At 67.8% G+C, this 18,116-nt stretch carries 14 protein-coding genes; 1 reads left to right on the forward strand and 13 read right to left on the reverse strand.

Going from position 1 to position 18,116, the window contains the following annotated elements; translation table 11 throughout:
• The 7 genes from ACIQ6O_RS03850 to alr all read right to left on the reverse strand — a co-directional run.
• On the reverse strand, nt 1–668 hold a 668-nt coding region (locus tag ACIQ6O_RS03850; RefSeq protein WP_396206462.1), incomplete at its 3' end, for a hypothetical protein.
• Nucleotides 669–765: 97 nt separating this feature from the next.
• On the reverse strand, nt 766–2,160 hold the full coding sequence (gene miaB / locus ACIQ6O_RS03855) for a tRNA (N6-isopentenyl adenosine(37)-C2)-methylthiotransferase MiaB (RefSeq protein ID WP_396206463.1): 1,395 nt from the start codon (nt 2,158–2,160) through the stop codon (nt 766–768).
• A gap of 1 nt (nt 2,161) precedes the next feature.
• Complete coding sequence (locus ACIQ6O_RS03860; RefSeq protein ID WP_396206464.1) at nt 2,162–3,346, reverse strand: hypothetical protein; 1,185 nt, start codon at nt 3,344–3,346, stop codon at nt 2,162–2,164.
• Nucleotides 3,343–4,635 (reverse strand): hypothetical protein, encoded by a 1,293-nt coding sequence (locus ACIQ6O_RS03865; protein ID WP_396206465.1) that lies wholly within the window; start codon nt 4,633–4,635, stop codon nt 3,343–3,345. The genes ACIQ6O_RS03860 and ACIQ6O_RS03865 overlap by 4 nt, the downstream gene beginning before the upstream one ends.
• Entirely contained in the window at nt 4,628–5,041 is a 414-nt protein-coding gene (gene cdd, locus ACIQ6O_RS03870) for a cytidine deaminase (protein ID WP_396206466.1), read from the reverse strand. Before cdd ends, ACIQ6O_RS03865 begins: the two co-directional genes overlap by 8 nt.
• Entirely contained in the window at nt 5,038–6,249 is a 1,212-nt protein-coding gene (locus ACIQ6O_RS03875; RefSeq protein WP_396206467.1) for a phosphopentomutase, read from the reverse strand. The genes cdd and ACIQ6O_RS03875 overlap by 4 nt, the downstream gene beginning before the upstream one ends.
• A gap of 26 nt (nt 6,250–6,275) precedes the next feature.
• The gene (gene alr, locus ACIQ6O_RS03880) at nt 6,276–7,463 is read right to left on the reverse strand and encodes an alanine racemase (protein ID WP_396206468.1); all 1,188 of its coding nucleotides are present in this window, start codon (nt 7,461–7,463) and stop codon (nt 6,276–6,278) included.
• 38 nt (nt 7,464–7,501) lie between these two features.
• Between alr and mazG the strand changes: the two genes are divergently transcribed.
• Complete coding sequence (gene mazG, locus ACIQ6O_RS03885) at nt 7,502–8,308, forward strand: nucleoside triphosphate pyrophosphohydrolase (RefSeq protein ID WP_396206469.1); 807 nt, start codon at nt 7,502–7,504, stop codon at nt 8,306–8,308.
• A gap of 126 nt (nt 8,309–8,434) precedes the next feature.
• Here the strand turns inward: mazG and asnS are convergent, their stop codons facing one another.
• The 6 genes from asnS to ftsZ all read right to left on the reverse strand — a co-directional run bounded on the left by asnS (nt 8,435) and on the right by ftsZ (nt 17,531).
• Nucleotides 8,435–9,736 carry an asparagine--tRNA ligase gene (asnS, locus tag ACIQ6O_RS03890; protein ID WP_396206470.1) on the reverse strand — a complete coding sequence of 434 codons (1,302 nt, stop codon included), beginning with the start codon at nt 9,734–9,736 and terminating at the stop codon, nt 8,435–8,437.
• A gap of 123 nt (nt 9,737–9,859) precedes the next feature.
• Nucleotides 9,860–11,986 (reverse strand): ATP-dependent DNA helicase RecG, encoded by a 2,127-nt coding sequence (recG, locus tag ACIQ6O_RS03895; protein ID WP_396206471.1) that lies wholly within the window; start codon nt 11,984–11,986, stop codon nt 9,860–9,862.
• Nucleotides 11,986–12,915, reverse strand: coding sequence for a signal recognition particle-docking protein FtsY (ftsY, locus tag ACIQ6O_RS03900; RefSeq protein WP_396206472.1), 930 nt, complete (start codon nt 12,913–12,915; stop codon nt 11,986–11,988). The genes recG and ftsY overlap by 1 nt, the downstream gene beginning before the upstream one ends.
• Before the next feature lie 74 nt (nt 12,916–12,989).
• On the reverse strand, nt 12,990–14,876 hold the full coding sequence (locus ACIQ6O_RS03905) for a hypothetical protein (RefSeq protein ID WP_396206473.1): 1,887 nt from the start codon (nt 14,874–14,876) through the stop codon (nt 12,990–12,992).
• A 127-nt stretch (nt 14,877–15,003) separates the two neighbouring features.
• Nucleotides 15,004–16,275 carry a M23 family metallopeptidase gene (locus ACIQ6O_RS03910; RefSeq protein WP_396206474.1) on the reverse strand — a complete coding sequence of 424 codons (1,272 nt, stop codon included), beginning with the start codon at nt 16,273–16,275 and terminating at the stop codon, nt 15,004–15,006.
• Nucleotides 16,272–17,531, reverse strand: a complete 1,260-nt coding sequence (gene ftsZ, locus ACIQ6O_RS03915; protein ID WP_396206475.1) for a cell division protein FtsZ — start codon at nt 17,529–17,531, stop codon at nt 16,272–16,274. The genes ACIQ6O_RS03910 and ftsZ overlap by 4 nt, the downstream gene beginning before the upstream one ends.
• Nucleotides 17,532–18,116 lie beyond the last annotated feature (585 nt).

An 18,116-nucleotide genomic window follows, 5' to 3' on the forward strand; every position in this document is an offset into this window, starting at 1 on the left:
ACCGACAGCATGTGGATCAGGCCGGCATCGGCGTACCGCTCTCGGACCTCCGGCGGAATACCGTGCTGGTCCGCGATCAGCAGGGCGCGCACGAGGGGGGCTCGACTTCGGAACTGTGCATCGATGAGCTGGCCGAGCCGTGACCGCCAGACCACGAACGGCTCGCGTGCGGCAGCATGCTCGGTCACCCGCGCGTCGGTGAGGCGGAGGCCGGCGGACGTGCGGATCGAACGGGCGTACATGCGTACGCCGGTGCCCGCAGCAACCCGGACGGATACGCTGTCGCCCATGGCGAACTGCACCGAGGCGTTCGTCGCGCAACGCGCATGGCCCCGAGTCTCCGACACCGTGCCGCGAGCTTTGGTGGAACTTCGTGTCGCGCCGGGATCAACCTCGAGGATGCGCAGCCACACCTGCTCGCCTCGAACCAGGCGTTCGTGAAGCGCGCGAGCGCACCGATCACGTTCGGCCCTGCTGCTCCACGCCACCAGCAGGGCCACGGGCAGCAAGACCGGCTCGAGTCGTCGCGTGAACAGCATGACCGCCGCCGCCAGCGCCAACCCGAACCACGGCCATCCGGTAGACCACCAGGCATCGGCCAGCAATCCGGCGAGCCACCACGCGACGGCATGAATGAGCAGGGGCATGCCGTACAGTGCGTACGCCATGCCCCGGGCCCATCATCATTTTCTCGCGCGTCCTACCAATTCTTTCAACAACTCTGACCCCTTGATCGACGCTGACCGCTCGATCGCCTTGATCGGGCTACAGCGTGGCCATGGGGAGGGGCGCGCGCTCCTTGCGCTCACTCACGGGCGTACCGGTGAAGGTGGCACCAGTCGTGCCGGTGAGGGTCACGGTGAGATAATCGCCGATCTTCCCGGCATCGGCGGGCACCATGACGGTCTTGAAGTCGCGCGAACGCGCCTGCAGCAATTGGCCATCACGCGCGACCTTCTCGATGAGGACCTCGAGCGTGTCCCCGAGCCGCTTGAGGTTGTTCTCGCGCGAGATCCCGCGCACCGTGGCCACGAGCCGGTCGAAGCGCTGGGCGACGACGTCGTCGGGGATGGTCCACTCAGGGGGCATGCGCGTCGCGGGCGTTCCCTCGCGCGCCGAGAACTTGAACATGAACGCATCGTCGAAGCGCACTTCACGGCACAACGACAACGTGTCCTCGAACTCCTCGTCGGTTTCGCCGGGGAAGCCGACGATGATGTCGGTGGTAAGGGCGAGCCCCGGGATGGCAGCGCGCATGCGCGCGACACACTCGAGGTACTCCTCACGCGTGTAGCGGCGCAGCATGCGCTTGAGCATGCTGGTGCTGCCACTCTGCATGGGCAGATGGATGTGTTCGCAGACGGAGGCCGTGGTGGCCATGGCCTCGATCACGCGGTCACTGAAGTCGTTCGGATGCGGGCTGGTGTAGCGCACACGACGAATGCCATCGACCGCGCCGACCGCACGCAGCAGATCGGCGAAATCATGCGTGCCGTCGTTGTACGAGTTCACCGTCTGCCCCAGCAGCACCACCTCACTAAGCCCCTGCTCCACTACCTGCTGCACCTCACGCACCACGTCGGCCAACTTGCGGCTGCGCTCAGGCCCCCGCGTAAACGGCACGATGCAGTACGTGCAGCGATAGTCGCAGCCGCGCTGCACGGGGATCCACGCCTTGACCCCCTCGAAGCGGCGCGCCACCACGTCCTCGTAATGCTCCTCGAGGTCGAAGTCGGTGGCGGTGAACTTCTCGCCCTTGCGCGCGCCATCGAGAAGCGACGGCAACGCCTGATAGCCGTCGGGCCCAACGACCAGTGACACATGCTTGGCCTGATCGAGCACACGGCTGCCCAGTCGCTGCGCCATACACCCGGTGACCCCGACGATGGTGTCGGGCTTCATGAAGCGACGCAGTTCACCAAGCCGCCCGATGACGCGCGTTTCCGCGTTTTCCCGGATGGCACAGGTGTTGACCAGAATGACATCGGCACCATCGGGCGCGTCGACGGGCTCGTACCCATGCGCGGCCAGCTTGCCGTACATGAGTTCCGAATCGGCCACGTTCATCTGGCAGCCGTAGGTCTCGATATACACGGTCGGCTTCGCGACAGTGGGCGCCGCGGTCTCCGCACCAACGCCCGGCTCAATCGTCGTGCTCATCTCAGGGACGGACCTGCATGCCGATGCCGAACAACCACGCGCCTTCGCGTGCGGTGGATCCCGCCTGCGAGCGAGTGGCCCGCTGAATGGAGAAATCCAGTGACGCGTTGTCGCGGGCCACCGGAACGCCAAGCCCCCCGCTGAAGCGCGATTCCTTCACGACCTGCACGCCAGCGCTGAACGGCAATTGATTGCGCGCGTAGCCTGCCCGCACGAGAATGGGGATGCCGCGAAACCGCGGCCCCGCCACTTCGGCGCCCCCGTAGAGGTTGGTGGCATCGGTCGCCGTGGTGCGCGACGAGGCCATGGACTGCATGGCCGACCACTTCACCTGTTCGAACCCGACGGCGAAGGACGACCCGGGAATGCCGTCGTAGCGCAGCGTTCCGCCCAAACGGGCCGGTACGGTGCCCGCCGCGCGCGTGGTGTCGCGGATGCGCGCTTCGAAACTGTTACCGGCGCGATAGCTGGCCGCCGCCGAGAAGCCCGCAAAGAGCCGCACTTCGCCACCCAGCGACACGGCTGTGCCGATATAGGTGACCTTCGAGGAGTCGAGCGTCCCGCCGAACTTCAGCGTATCCGAGAAGGTGCGCTGCCGCACCGCCGTGTTCTCGCCGGTGAAGATGTGCCCGCCAAGACCGACACGCGCCCAGTTGCCGATCTGCCACCCCACGGCGCCGCGAATGTCGCCAATCGCGCCACGCATGGTGAGCTGTTCCGTCGTGGCCAGCGTATTCCCGTCGATGAGTGCGGTACCGCTGGTGTTGGTGGTGTAGGAGCGGTCGAGGAAACCGCGCGCACTGAAACCCACCGCGACGCCGCCCCTGGCCGGAAAGACCACGGCGAGCAGCGGAATGCGCTGCGAGGCGGTCTTCTCGCGAACGGGCCCGAACGTCAGCGTGCGCAACTCAGGCTCGGCCTGCGCACTGATGACCGAGCGTGAGAGCCCACCGATGGATGCCGGATTGATGGGCGACAAGGGATCGATGTCACCAAACGCACCGGCGGTCCCCGACGCGCGCGTACTCATGCCGTTGACGGGATAGCCGAACCCCAGTGCACCGAGCGTTCCCTGGGCCTGCCCCGTGGCCGGCGCGACAAGCGCCACGGCCAGCAATGCCGCCGTCCAGCGGCCCGCGCCCATGGTAAAGCGTGACGGAATCGTCGACGTGACGCGCTGACTCATGGCAGGACGAACTCCGACTTCGGCAAATAGGTGATGCGCAGCTTGGGGCGGAGTGCCGGCGACGCTTCCGAACTGAAGAACCGCAGTTCCGCGGGTTGGGCTCCCTCGAAGCCGATGCGCAACGCGAGCGCCCGGGGCACCGTCTTCGTCAAAGTGCGCCACGACCGGGCCAGCGCGAGTACGTTCACGACCTTCTGCCCACTATCGCTCGGCACCATCAGCGCCGTATCGACGCCAACCAGCCGCCCCTCCGCCGCGAGATCGATGGCCCGACGCAAGTCCGACACATCGGAGGTGGCGTTCGGCACGAGCGGATAGATCGCCACGGTATCGTTGGCGTTCCCGTAGCGACTCCGCTGCTGTGTGAGTACCAGGTCAGCGCGCACGATGGTGCTGGAGTCGGTGATTCGCAGCGGCACGTTGAATCGCAGGTACGTGCGATACGATGGCATCCCGCCAACCACCAGCGTCGTGGGGCTCGGCGCCGGCGAACCGACATCGATCAGCCCGTACGTGCTGTACGCGATATTGACGTCTTCCGACGCACCGGGCAGCGTGGTCTGCGCCGTAACCACCGTCGGCGCGTATGTGGTGTCGGTGGACGGATCGTACTGCAGCGTGGTCGCACTGATGCCGAGCGTGAACGCACGGAGGCGGAGCTGCCCGGCATTGCCGACCATGCGCAAACCGACGCGCAGACGGGCCTTGGCCGCGATCTTTGCCGCCATCACCGTTTTGTTGATCGGAATGCGAATCGTGTCGCCGGTGGTGAACGGCGTCAGTGTCAATGAGCCGATGAGGCGATCGGGGCGGAACAGGGCGCGCAGAACCGCCGGGACGGTGTCACGCGCCGTGGTGTCGACATCGTAGGCCTCGATGGTCACCGGATTGATGCCGCGACGCGCCGTGGTATCGAGCGGGATCTTGAGGAACACTGAGTCGACCGCCGTGATGGAGTCGACCGCCCCGGTGCGATTGGGGGCAAACGCCGTGTTGAGCACATCGAAGCGCATGATCGTGCGCGTCACCAGCGTGTCCGGCCGGTTGGCCAGCAGCAGTGCGGAGCCGATCCCCAGCGCCGGGAAGCCGCCCACCGACGAATCGAGTGCAACGGCATCGATGGTGGTATCCCGGAACTGTTCGGACTGTTCGGGACAGAGTGCCGGACACGCGGCGCCGCCTTCGAGGTTTTCGGTGCAGGCCGCCACCACGGTCGACGCCGTGAACAGCGACAGGGCCAGCAGGGGGCCGCGCAGTCGCGACCAGGACCAACGAACGCCTTCAAACATTCTCGAGCGAAGCAGGCGTGAACGGTGCCGGCAACAGCTCAGCCAGCGACCAGCGAGCCATGGTCCCCGAGGGAGACACGGCTATGACTTCCAGCGTGGGGGCGAATTCCACCAGCGCCTGACGACAGATCCCGCACGGCGGCGTGGGCGCCTGCTGGTTTGAGGTAATGACGACCCGCGTGAAACGCCGAGCCCCGGCCGCAACCGCCGTGCCGAGCGCCACGCGCTCGGCGCACGTCCCGGCGGGATACGACGAGTTCTCGACGTTGCATCCGGAGAACACGCGGCCGTCCTGCGCTTCGAGCGCCGCCCCCACCGGAAAATTGGAGTACGGCGCCCACGCGTTGGCGCGCGCGGCATCGGCCGCGGCGCGCAGGGCGGCCACGTCGGGAGGCAGAGAGCTCACGCGTGCAGCAAGTCGGAGAGAAACGAGGTACCACGTCCACGCCACGCCTCACCGAACCAGTCGGCCACCGTGGCTCCGAGGTCGGAGAACGTATCCCGCCCCCCCAACGACCCGCCGCGCACGCGCGCACCCGCCACCAGCAACGGGACACGCTCGCGCGCGTGGTCCGTCGATGCGGTGGTCGGATCGTTGCCGTGGTCAGCCGTGATGAACAGCAGATCGTCCTCCCGGAGGGACGCAAGCAGTGACGGGAGCGCCTGATCGAATGCCTCGAGCGCCCCACGGAAACCCGGGACATCGTTGCGATGCCCGAATTGCTGGTCGAAATCTACCAAGTTCGCGAAGCAGAACCCACGCGGGGCGGTCTCGAGCCAGTTCCGGATCGCCTCCAGCCCCTCGACGTTGTCGGTTGTGTGGGTCGACCGGATGCCACGGCCGGCGAACAGATCATCCACCTTCCCCACCCCAGCCCGGGGTACCCCGGCCGCCTCGAGCACGTCGAGGAGGGTGATGCCGGGGGGCTGAATGGAGTAATCGCGCCGGTTAGCGGTGCGCCTCCAGGCGCCGGGCGCCCCCACGAAGGGCCTGGCGATGACCCGTGACACATCGTGCGGGGCGACCAGCTGGCGGCGCGCCACCTCGCAGGCACGATAGAGCTCGTCCAGCGGAATCCACTCTTCGTGCGCCGCAATCTGGAAGACGGAGTCGGCGCTGGTGTACACGATCCACGCCCCGGTCCGCTGCTGCTCCTCGGCGTATTCCGCAATGACCGCGGTGCCGCTGGCCACACGGTTGGCGATGACCGGGCGCCCGGTGGCCTGCGCGAAGGCGTCGATGACGGCCGGTGGGAAGCCCTGCGGGTAGGTGGGGAACGGCGCCTCGAGATGGAGACCGGCGATCTCCCAGTGCCCGGTGGTGGAGTCCTTGCCGGCGGAGCGAGGAAGCATCACGCCGTACGCTCCCACCGGATGCACCACCGGCGGGACCCCCTCCACCTCCGTGGCATTGCCCAGGCCCAGCCGTTGCAGATTGGGCAAGGCGAGCCCCCCGACCTGGCGGGCGATGTTGCCGAGCGTATCGCTCCCAGTGTCCCCATACGCCTCGGTGTCCGGCGCCGCGCCGCACCCGACCCCATCGAGCACGACGATGAGGGCCCGACGGGAAGCCGAGTCGGCGTGGACAGGAGCAGTGGGGGGCGTGTCGGACATGCGGAGAATCGAGGAACGCTTGGCGTTCAGCGGATGGATGGGGACTGCGACGGCAAGACGTCGTGGTAGACCGCCGGGACCCGCTGGGCGAGACCGGTCAGGAGCTCGTACGGCGACACGCCGGCCAGCCCCGCCACCATCTCCACCGTGAGCGCATCCTGGCCGTCGGTACCGAGCAACGTGGCCACGTCACCCACCTCGCACGAGACGGCGGATACGTCGACCATGGTCATGTCCATGGTGACGCGCCCCAGCACCGGGCAGCGGGTCCCGTTGATGAGTACCACGCCGGCGTTGGAAAGATGCCTCCGATAGCCGTCGGCGTAACCGCTGGCGAGCGTGGCGACCCGGCGAGGCCCCGGCGCCGTCCAGGTGGCCCCGTACGACACCGTCTCACCCGGCAGGACGTCCCGCAGATCGATCACCCGCGCCCGGAAGTGCGCGACCTGCCGCAGACCGAGCTCGGCGGCGAACAGCCCCGCGTAGAGGGCGATGCCCGGTCGCGCGAGATCGCCCGGGGAGCCATCGGCTCGTGAAACGATCCCGCCGCTGTTGTCGCTGTGGAGCATCGTGCCCACCGGCAGGACCGGCGCCAGTATAGCCAGCGCGTCCGCAAACCGGGCGTCCTGTTCGTCGCGCGAGGCCACCGACTCATCGGCCGAGTGGAAATGCGTGAATACCCCCTCCGGCGGTGCCATGCGCAGCGAGTCGGAGAGCGTGGCGACGCGATCCCAGCGGATGCCGGCGCGCGCCATCCCCGTATCGATGGAGAGATGCCAGGGCGTGCCTCCCTGCCCCGCCGACGCCGTGGTGCCGAGGCTCGCCCATAGAGCGATATCGTCCGCACGGTGCAGCGACGGACGCACCGCGAGCGCGTGGGCCCGCGGCAGCTCGTGTGCGAGCAGCGGCTGGAGACAGACGATGCGCCCGCGACACCCGGACTCCCGCAGCTGTTCGGCTTCGTCGAGGGTGGCGATACCCACCGCCCATGGCGCATCGGGCGTCTCAGGCTCGTCGTCGAACGGAAGCCCGAGCGCCCTGGTCACCGCCACGGCGCCGACGCCGTAGCTGTTCGCCTTCACCATGGCGAGCAGCGGGACGCCGGCGCGCGCGCGGAGCACGGCCGCGTTGTGTCGCACCGCGCCGAGATCTACGTCGAGCCATGCGCGCGAAAAGTCCGATTGCCGCGTCGGGTATATTGGCGAGAGAGCCATACCGGCAATCCTAAGCGTCCCCACGCAGCCCAACAACGATGGATACGTCCTCGCCCTCGCCGGCCGCCCCTGCCCCTCGCTCCCTCGACGACGCCCTGGCGCTGATGAAGGACCTGCGGGCCCGTTGCGAGTGGGACGCGGCACAGACCCACAGTTCATTGCGGCCGTATCTCATTGAGGAAGCGCACGAGGTGGACGACGCGATCGCCGGCGGCGACGACGCCACGTTGCGCGATGAATTGGGCGACCTGCTCTTGCAGGTGCTCTTCCACTCGGTGGTAGCCGAGGAGCGTGGCGCCTTCGGCATGCAGGATGTGGCCGGCGCGCTGATCGCGAAGATGCATGCTCGCCATCCGCACCTGTATGGCGACGGTATCAAGCGCTCATGGGAAAGCATGAAGGCGGCGAAGACCAAGCGCTCGACGCTCGAAGACGGGCTACCCGCGGGGTTGCCTTCCCTGCACCGTGCCCATCGGCTGCAGGACCGGGCGGCCGGCGTGGGCTTCGATTGGGACAACGCCCTCGGCCCGCTGGCCAAGGTGCGAGAGGAGGTAGAAGAGGTAGCGGCGCTTATCGATCCCGAAACCGGCGCCGTGCGCGACCAGGACGCGCTCGAGGCCGAACTCGGTGATCTGCTCTTCGCCGTCGTGAACCTGTGCCGGAAGACCAGCGTGCACGGGGCGCTCGCGCTCGATCGCACCAATGCGAAATTCGTGCGACGTTACGCGACGATGGAGCGATTGGCGGCCGCCGACGGGCGTGTGCTGACCGAGCTGTCGCTCGAGGAGCAGGATACGTACTGGGATGCGGTGAAGGCGGAGGAGCGGGGGGCCACCGAAAGCTGAGAGCTGAAAGCTGAAAGCCGACGACTGAAAACTCCCCCGAAGATCACGCGATCTCCGGGGGAGTTTTCAGCTCTCAGCCTTCAGCTCTCTGTTCTATTGCTGACGTCTTCCGCCTCAACTCTCGCCTTACGGCTTGATCCGACCCATCAGGCGCGGGAACGGGATGACCTCGCGGATATGCTCGATGCCGCAGATCCAGGCGATCGTTCGCTCGAGGCCGAGGCCGAAGCCGGAGTGCGTGAAGGTGCCGTACTTGCGGAGGTCGAGGTACCAGCCGTAGGCCTCGATGGGCAGCCCCTCGTGCACGAGGCGCGCGAGGATCTTGTCGTAGTCGTCTTCGCGCTGCGACCCGCCGATGATTTCACCGCGCCCTTCGGGGGCGAGGAGATCGGCGCAGCGCACCGTGCGCGGGTCGGCCGGATTCTCCTTCATGTAGAACGCCTTGGCTTCCTTCGGATAGTTCACCACGAACACCGGGCGCTGGTACTCGTCGACGATCATGGCTTCGTCAGGCGCGCCGAGGTCATCGCCCCACGTGATCTCGCTCCCCTTGCTCTGGGCCAGCTTCACGGCGTCGCCATAGTCGAGACGGACGAACGGCTGCGACACGCAATCGAGCTTGCTCGTGTCGCGCTCGAGGACCTTGAGCTCCTCCTGCCGCCGCTCGAGCACCCGCTCCACGAGGTAGCGCACGAAGTCTTCCTGCAGGTCCATGTTGTCGTCCTGATCGTACCACGCCATTTCCGGTTCGATCATCCAGAACTCGGTGAGATGGCGGCGCGTCTTGCTCTTCTCGGCGCGGAACGTGGGGCCAAAGGTGTAGATGCGCCCCATCGCGGCGGCGAGCGCCTCACCGTACAGCTGCCCGGTTTGCGCGAGGTACGCGGTCCCCTCGTCGAAATACTCGGTGCTGAAGAGTCCCGCCCGCTCGCCGATGGCCGCCGTGAGAATGGGCGTGTCGCAGCGCACGAAGTCACGGGCGTAGAAGAAGTCGTGCACCGCCTGTTCGAGCTCATGGCGTACCCGCATGATCGCCACCTGGCGCTGGCTGCGCAGCCAGAAGGTGCGGTTGTCGAGCAGGAAGTCGATCCCGTGCTCCTTGGGCTGGATGGGATAATCCAGCGGGCTGGCCCCAATGATCGTGAGCTCCTTCACACCCATTTCGAAGCCGCCCGGCGCGCGCGCGTCGGCACGGACCTCACCCACGAGCGCCACGCTGCTCTCCTGCGTGAGCTGCCCGAAGGCTTCCCAGACCTGCTCACTGACTTCGGCCTTCACCACCACGGCCTGCATGATCCCCGTGCCATCCCGGACCACCGCGAAGCCGAGCTTGCCCTTCGAGCGGAGATGGGTGATCCAGGCGCGCACGGTGACCGTGCTGCCCACGTGGTGCTTGAGATCGGCGATGCGGGTGGTGGACTTGTTCACAGAACGGCGGGAAGCGGTTGGACGGGCGGCAGACGTCGCCGCAGGAGCAGGCCCATAAGGCCGGCTGAATAATGCACCGCCCGGGGAACCGGTGGGACTGGGCCCACCGCCATTTCCGTCCGGTCAGCCCACCCGGAAGTACTCGAGCGCCTTGGCGTACCCGACGGTGAGCGTGTGGCGGAGGCCGGTGTGCACGGGCTTCTCGAGATCGGGGTCGTCACGCAGAATCCGGTCGGCCAGCGCGCGTGCGGTTTCATTGAGCGCCTCGTCGCGCAGCGGATCGGCAATACGAAACGCCGGCAGGCCATGCTGCTTCGCGCCGAAGAGATCGCCCATGCCACGCAGTTGCAGATCGGCGCGGGCAATTTCGAATCCGTCTTCGGTAGCGGCGAACATCCCCAGCCGTTCAGCGGCCTCGGTGCCCACGTCGCCGAGCAGAATGCAGTACGACTGCTCCGCACCGCGCCCCACGCGCCCCCGCAGCTGATGCAACTGCGACAGTCCGAAGCGCTCCGGGTGTTCGATGATCATGACCGTGGCATTCCCCACGTCGATACCCACCTCGATGACCGTGGTGGCCACGAGTACGTCGAGTGCGCCATCACGGAAGGTCCGCATGATCACGTCGCGTTCGTCGGACGGCAGCCGGCCGTGCAACAGCGCCACACGACGGCCGGCCAATGGGCCCGCCAGCAGCGCTTCGTACATCACGGTGGCGGCCTTCAGGTCGATCTTCTCACTTGTTTCGATGAGCGGATAGACCACGTACACCTGACGGCCCGCGTCGAGTTGCGCGTTGGCGAACTCGAACACCTTGGCCCGCGCCGCTTCCGGACGCACCACGGTGGTGACCGGATGCCGGCCGGGGGGCCGTTCGTCGAGCACGCTCACGTCGAGATCCCCGTACATGGTGAGCGCGAGGGAGCGCGGAATGGGGGTGGCGCTCATGAGGAGAACATCAGGGGCTTCGCCCTTGCTGCCAAGCGTGGCCCGCTGCTCCACGCCGAAGCGATGCTGTTCGTCGATGATGACCAGCCCCAGGTTGGCAAATGCGACGTCGGTCTGCAGCAGCGCGTGCGTCCCAATGGCGAGCACCGGCTCGTGACTGGCCAACCGGGTGAGCGCGGCGCGCTTCTCCTTGGCGCCGAGCCGCCCGGTGAGCAGCACCGGGGTAATGCCCAGCGGCGCAAGCAGGGTGGCTACGCTGCGCGCGTGCTGTTCGGCCAGCAGTTCGGTGGGGGCCATGAGCGCGACCTGGGCACCGTTCTCCATGGCGAGTAGGGCGCTGAAGACGGCCACGACGGTCTTGCCGGCGCCCACGTCGCCCTGCAGCAGGCGATGCATGCGACGCGGACTCTCCATGTCGTGCACGATCTCGCGAATGGCGCGCACCTGCGCGTGCGTGAGGGTGTACGGGAGCGCCGCGCGCAGCTTGCTGGTAAGGTCGCGCTTGTTTTCGAAGGCCCGCCCGCCGCGATCTTCACGCGCGACCTGATTGGCCTTGCGATGCAGCAACTGCACACACAGCAGCTCCTCGAACGCGAGCCGCGAGCGCCCGCGCACTGCGTCCGCGACGCTCGTGGGGCGATGCACCATGCGCAACGCCTGCGGGAGCGGCGGGACGTCGGCCGCCTCGAGCAACCACGCTGGGAGCGGCTCCTGCACCAATGGCAGCAGCGCATCGAGGTGCTGCTGCACCATGGCGCGCAGCAGGCGCACGGACAGCCCCTCGGTGCTGGGATACACCGCCAGCACCCGCCCCTCGCCGGTCCCCTCTTCCTCGGGGCCGAGGTTGACGAACTCACGTGGCTGCAGCCGTCGCCCGTGGAAGAACCGCACGGGACCGGTGCACAGCAGCCAGTCGTCCTTGTTGATGGTACGATCGAGAAACGGTTGGCCGGGCCACGCGATTTCCAGCATGCCGCTGGCGTCCTGAATGACCGCCTGAAACACGCGCAGCCCCTTACGGGTGGGGAGCACGCCCTTGGCGATCACGCGCCCCAGCACGGTCACATCGGTACCGACCGCAGCCTGCGCGATGGGCGTGACGGTGGTGGCGTCCTCGTAGCGGTGCGGCACGTGCCGCAGCAGGTCACCTGCCAGCGTGATGCCAAGCTTGGCGAGCGACGTGGCCCGCGCCGGCCCGACGCCCTTGAGATAGGTGACGGGCGTGTCGAGCGTGAGCCGCGGCGCCGGACGCGCGGGCGGGCGTCGCCGACGCGCCTCCGCATCCGAGTCGCCGCGAAACATCACGCCTCCACGAGCTCCCGCGCGTACTCGCCGGCGTCGAACGGCTCGAGATCACCAATCTGTTCGCCGAGCCCGACGAACTTGATAGGCACGTCGAGCGTCTCGTGTACCGCGACGACGATACCGCCCTTGGCGGTCCCATCGAGCTTGGTGACCACGATGCCGGTGACCGGCACCGCGGACGAGAAGGTGCGCGCCTGCGAGAGCGCGTTCTGTCCGATGGTACCGTCGAGCACGAGCAGAATTTCGTGCGGGGCGTCCGGGAGGCGTTTACCGATCACCCGATGAATCTTGCGCAGCTCCGTCATCAGGTCGTCACTCGTGTGCAAGCGTCCCGCCGTGTCCACGATGATGATGTCGGCGCCCCGGGTGATCCCCGCGTCCACCGCATCAAACGCCACACTCGCCGGATCACTGCCCGGCGCGCCGCCCACGAAGTCGACGCCTGCACGCTCCGCCCACACGCGCAGCTGATCGATCGCGCCGGCGCGGAACGTATCTGCCGCGCCCAGCAGAACCTTCTTGCCTTCCTTGCGGAACGCGGCCGACAGCTTGCCGATGAACGTGGTCTTCCCCGCTCCGTTCACGCCGATCACCAGCAGCACGGTCGGGCCGCTCCGGTTCAGGCGCAGCGCCGGATCACTGTTCCCCTTGCGGAGCGCCGCCTCCACGCCGTCGGCGAGCGCTTTCCGGAACTCCGCCTCGCTCTTCACCTCGCCGCGCTTGTGTCGCCGCTCCACGTCCGCCACGAGGGCCAGTGACGTCGGCACGCCGAAATCGCTTTCGATGAGCAGCGTTTCGAGTGCTTCGAGCGAGCCTTCGTCCACGCCCTTGAAGAGCACGGACACATCGGTGGACACGACATCCTTGATACGCTGCCAGAGCGAGCGCTTCGGGACATCGTCCTTGCGGCGGAACAATCGAGCCATGAGCCTCTATACCTGCACCTGAGAAAGTCGAAACGGCGAGATGCCGGGCTGCCGACGATGCACCACGGCTCGCCTTAGCGCTGCCCGCTGGACCGCCGGGCAATCCACTCGGCGCACAGCAGCAGCAACGCGAGCGCGAAGGGCCACCCGGCATCCGCCAGTCGGGGGGCGTCGGAACCGGCCGAACCACGCGCCAGCGGCCCGGCCACCACGGCAGGCGCCCGAGGCACCCACTCCCGCGACGCGTTCACCACCAGCACACTCACTCCACCAGCGGTTTGCGCATCATACACCCCGGCCGCCAGAGGGGCCGAGAGGGTCTCGTAGCGCGCGCCAAACCGGAGCAGCAGCGAATCCCCGGGGACACGCGTCGGGACTGCGCCGCGCGCGGAGAGACGCACGGGCACCACTGAATCGGCCCCGCCGCGTCGCCACGTCACCGGATCGCCGGCCCGCAGTACGCCAGTTACGGGCCGTGCCGCCCGCAGATCGCCACGCCCCGCCGACACCCAGTCGAATATAGCGCCCCAGAGGGCCGTGAAGGCCTCGCGACTCCGGCCCCCACGCAGAGCCCACCCCGCGTACCCGGAGCCCGAAATGACCACGGTACGCGTCCCGTTCGCCTCGCGAGCCGCGATCGCCGTTTGGGCCGTGCCCTGCTTGCCGAGGCGCACGGTGAGCACCGGCTCGCCACCGGTCGCGGCACCGGCCAATGTCACGGGCGGCAGTGAGTCGTACGGGAGCGACGCAAGCGCCCCCATCAGCGGCGAAGGCGGTGCAGCGGTCGCGTACCACTCAGGGGTTCGCGTGAGTTCGCCAGCCCGGGCGATCTGCGTGGGGGGGGCCGGTACCCACAGTGCACGCGCGGCCGCGGTCCGGTTACCCGACTGCGCCCGCCACGCGGTATCACCGTGCACGATGAGCATACCGGCCGTCGCGGCGCGGGCCTTCACCTCGGCTTCGCTCACGCTTGCGAGCGATCCCTCCACGCGCCAGACCCCAGGCGCGACCCGGAGATACGCACGGGTCGGTACATCGAGGGCCCCGCGCAACACGGTGAGCACCTCACGCACGTCGATGTCGGGGGAGGTAGAGACGAATACCGCCGCCGGACGGTCGCCCACGTCCATCGCGACGGTGAGCGTGTCGTTGCGCCCTTCGGCATCGCTGGCCGTCTCGACGACGGCCTGCACGAGCGCGACGCGGTCCCCTCGCGTTACCGCGAACGGGACAGTCAGGCGCGTGCTCGCGAACGGCGCGAGTGGCGGGATGGTGGCCGTCGCGGCCTCGACGCCGTCGACCCTGAGGTGCAGCGTACCGTTGTCAGCCGCGATGGCCCCGGCGGTCAGGGTCACCGAGGCCGTTACGGTGTCGCCTCCGGTGACCGAGAGCGGCACCTGCAGGTCGGCGACCGCCACATCGCGTCGCGTTGCCCCGGGTAGACGCACGACCCGCGACCCGGGCGGCGCTTCGGCCAGGGCATCGACATCGTCGATCTCACCGTCGGTGACCAGCATGAGACTACGTCCGAGCGACGCGGCGCGGTCAACGGCCGGGCGCACCCGCGAGGCGCGATCAGCGGGCAGCACGCGCCGCGCTTCGTCCACTGTGGATTCACGAAGGGAATCGCCTACCAGCACGAGGTCGGCGTCGCCCGCGACGGTGCGTAACGCACTGTCATTCACGAGACGCCGCCATCCCTGCACGAACGTGCTTTCGTCGCCCACGGCACGTCGCCAGGAGGCGGAGACATCGACGGCGACGAGAGGTGCTCGCGGTGTTTCCTGCCCGCGCGGGGCCCCCAGCAGCAGGGCGGCGACGACGGCGACGGCGGCGGCGCGGAGCGCCGCCAGTAGCCACGTCATGCGCGAGGGCGAGTTGACGCCCCCCCGTCCCCGTCGACCGTAAGCCAGCCACGCGGCCACGAGGCCAATGGCGATGGCGATGAACCAGCGGATCACGTGAAGTGGCTCAGGAGAGGTCGCTCAGCGACGGCGCAGGGAGCGGAGATCGGCACAGTGGGGTTACGCAGTGCCGAGGCGTTCTGCTCAGGCGCTGGGCGCGCGCTCGGGCGGGAGCGCGGCGTATTCAGTCGCCGCTGGGCCGGGCCGCCGCCGTGCGCCCTTCAAGCTTGGGGGACGACTGCTCGAGCAGGGCGAACAGCTGGGTCTTGAGCTGCTGGAAGGCGCGACGCTGCGAAGCAGCCAGTGGTTCGCCACTCTGATTCTTGAGCGCCACGCGCGGATCCCGGTGCACGCCGTTCACGAGCACCTCGAAGTGCAGGTGCGGTGCCGTGGACAGTCCTGTGGAGCCAACCTGACCGATGGTCTGTGCGATGCTCACCGATTGCCCCGAACGCACATTGTACGCCCGGAGGTGACCATAGCGGGTGACGAAGCCGTTGGTGTGCCGGATTTCGACGGTCTTGCCGTATCCACCGCGCCAGCCGGCGAAAATGACCCGACCGTTGCCGAGGGCGCGCACGGGCGTACCCGACGCGGCGGCATAATCGGTACCGGCGTGGCGACGCACGGTACCGAGAATGGGGTGGCGGCGCATGCCGAACACGCTGGAGATGCGGCGGAACGCGAGCGGCGCGCGGAGGAACGCGGCGCGCATCGACTTGCCCTCCCCGTCGAAGTAGGCCACGCGGCCACTCTGCGTGAAGCGCATCGTCTCCATCGGCTTGCCATCGACGGTGACCCGCGCCGCGATGATGTTGCCGGGGCGCACGAGTCCGTTCTCGGCGGTCTGTCGCTCGACCATGACACGCACCGAGTCGTTCCTCTGCAGGTCTCGGCTCAGATCGACGCGATACTCGAGAATGTCGGCGAGGGCATACGCCAACTCGGTGCGCTGGCGCGCCGGAAAGGCCTCGGCGCCATCGGCGAGGGCCGCGGTGAGGGTGGACGTGACAACGCCGCCCACCACCACGGTATCCGTGCGCCACGCGAGCGTCTGTTCCTGCTCGACCCAGGGCTTGCCGAAGACGCGGGTGAAGCGCACGACGCGGTCGATGGCCAGTTGCAGCACCACTTCGGAGGCCCCGGAATCCGGGTCGACCTTGGTGGTAATGGTCGTGCCGGCGCGCACCTTCCGGGGGTCGAGCGCCGACGCCACGCTGAGGGCCTCGGCGGCCTCCTGCGGGTCGAGGCCGGCACGCTCGAGGGCTACCGAGAGCGGTTCACCGCGGCGGATGGTATCGACCTTGGTGCGCCAGCGGGCAGCAATGGAAACACGAGGCCCCGCCGCCAGAACACTGGCCGCGGGGCGCTCTTGAACTGGACGTCCCAGCGCGATGGCAGCCGCTCCGATGCCCAGGCAACCGGCGGCGACGAGCAGCTTTCGCGTGGCGTTCAATCCATCTGTCTCCGTATGAACGTCGGGATCTCCATGTCGTCGAGCTCAGCGGACGACGTGGAGGAAGGCGGCACCCGCGGCGGACGCGGCGGAGCCCCTTCGAAGGTGGGACGACCGGTGGGGACCGTGGGCCTCACCGGCGGGCGCGTTCCGCTGGGGAACGGCAGGACCGATGGGGCCTTGGCGGCCGCCGGCTGCTGAGCTTCGGAATGTGCAGCGCCATAGGGCCGAACGGAACCCCCATTGCCGACCATCGGGACGGCGGCCTGCTGGGGGGTAGCCATCTGATTCTGCATGTAGCGGTCAAAGCCTGTGGCAATGACGGTCACGCGGATCTCGCCCATCATGGCCGGCTCGTGCACGGCACCGAAGATGATTTCGGCATCGTCGCCCACCGCGTCATGCACGATATCGTTGATCTGATGCACTTCGCCGAGCGTGAGGTCTTCCCCGCCGGTGATGTTGACCAGCACGCCGGTGGCGCCGGAGATGGACACGTTGTCGAGGAGCGGCGACGCGATGGCCTGCTGCGCGGCCTCGCTGGCGCGGTTCTCTCCTCGGCCGATACCGGTGCCCATGAGGGCGGAGCCGCCATTCTGCATGACGGTCCGTACGTCGGCGAAGTCGACGTTCACCATGCCGGTCTCGCTGATGAGCACCGAGATGCCCTGCGTGGCATGCAGCAGCACTTCGTCGGCCTTCTTGAGCGCCTCATGGAACGGAATGCCCTTCCCCACCACCGCGAGCAGCCGCTCGTTGGGCACGATGATCATCGTGTCCACGTGCTTGCGCATTTCGGCGATGCCCTCTTCGGCCTGCCGCATACGCTTGCGGCCTTCGAAGAGGAAGGGGCGCGTCACGATGCCCACCGTGAGCGCACCCGCTTCACGCGCGAGCTGACAGACCACCGGCGCTGCGCCGGTTCCGGTGCCGCCACCCATACCACACGTGATGAAGACGAGGTCGGCGTTGCCGAGGACCCGCTTACAGTCTTCGCGGTTCTCCTCGATGGCCTGACGGCCGATTTCGGGGCGGGCGCCTGCCCCAAGACCGCGGGTCAGCTTCTTGCCGATCTGAATCTTGACGTCGGCCTTCGAGTTCATGAGGGCCTGCGCGTCGGTGTTCACCGAGATGAACTCCACACCCTCGAGGTGTTCCTCGATCATGCGGTTCACGGCGTTGCCGCCGCCGCCTCCGACGCCCACAACCTTCATGCGGGCGTTCTGGGAAGCGTTCTCTTCGAACTCGAAGGTCATGCGGGGGAGCTCCATACGGGCTGGGCGGGCACGGGGTGGAGGTCGCAGAGGCCAGGAGGACCTGACGCCTGGCGGGCCGAGTGCGGCGAGCTCCGCCGGCGTCGGCGGACCGCGCTCCCGGCCCGTGTGCAAATGTGGACGGAGCAAGTCGGTGTTACAGTAGCTCCCCTAGAATACACGTTCGATCGCGCCGCGCAAGCAGTGGATTTTGTTGAAGTTGGGACTTACTCGGCGAGGCCCCGACTGTCACAAATCGCACCGATTTTTATCCACAATTGCGACCCGGCGCACCGTTCGTGATATGGCGCCGGCTTTCCGCCGTGTGGGTTCCGCACGGGCGTGACATTGCCCTCGGGAACCCACCGCCAGGAAGAATCGCGGCGACCCGTGCCCGATGCGCGGACCGTTTACGGCTTTTTCGGCTCCACCACGTCGTTCCAGTTGATCAGGCTGTTGAAGACCATGTTGAACTCGCCATGGTTCTGCCAGCGATAGATCGGGTTGTTCGCGAACAGAATGACGCGCCCACGCCCCTTCACCGCCTGTGGCACGTCCACGGCGAACGGTCGTGACCGAAGCGAGTCG

Source organism: Gemmatimonas sp., from assembly GCF_044345575.1.
GTDB lineage: Bacteria > Gemmatimonadota > Gemmatimonadetes > Gemmatimonadales > Gemmatimonadaceae > Gemmatimonas.

What these genes read in the sequence shown, in the direction of transcription:
- ftsZ (WP_396206475.1), bottom strand. Translation starts at nt 17,531, where the DNA reads ATGACCTTCGAGTTCGAAGAGAACGCTTCCCAGAACGCCCGCATGAAG.
- ACIQ6O_RS03860 (WP_396206464.1), bottom strand. Translation starts at nt 3,346, where the DNA reads ATGAGTCAGCGCGTCACGTCGACGATTCCGTCACGCTTTACCATGGGC.
- mazG (WP_396206469.1), top strand. Translation starts at nt 7,502, where the DNA reads ATGGATACGTCCTCGCCCTCGCCGGCCGCCCCTGCCCCTCGCTCCCTC.
- ftsY (WP_396206472.1), bottom strand. Translation starts at nt 12,915, where the DNA reads ATGGCTCGATTGTTCCGCCGCAAGGACGATGTCCCGAAGCGCTCGCTC.
- alr (WP_396206468.1), bottom strand. Translation starts at nt 7,463, where the DNA reads ATGGCTCTCTCGCCAATATACCCGACGCGGCAATCGGACTTTTCGCGC.
- ACIQ6O_RS03875 (WP_396206467.1), bottom strand. Translation starts at nt 6,249, where the DNA reads ATGTCCGACACGCCCCCCACTGCTCCTGTCCACGCCGACTCGGCTTCC.
- ACIQ6O_RS03865 (WP_396206465.1), bottom strand. Translation starts at nt 4,635, where the DNA reads ATGTTTGAAGGCGTTCGTTGGTCCTGGTCGCGACTGCGCGGCCCCCTG.
- miaB (WP_396206463.1), bottom strand. Translation starts at nt 2,160, where the DNA reads ATGAGCACGACGATTGAGCCGGGCGTTGGTGCGGAGACCGCGGCGCCC.
- recG (WP_396206471.1), bottom strand. Translation starts at nt 11,986, where the DNA reads ATGTTTCGCGGCGACTCGGATGCGGAGGCGCGTCGGCGACGCCCGCCC.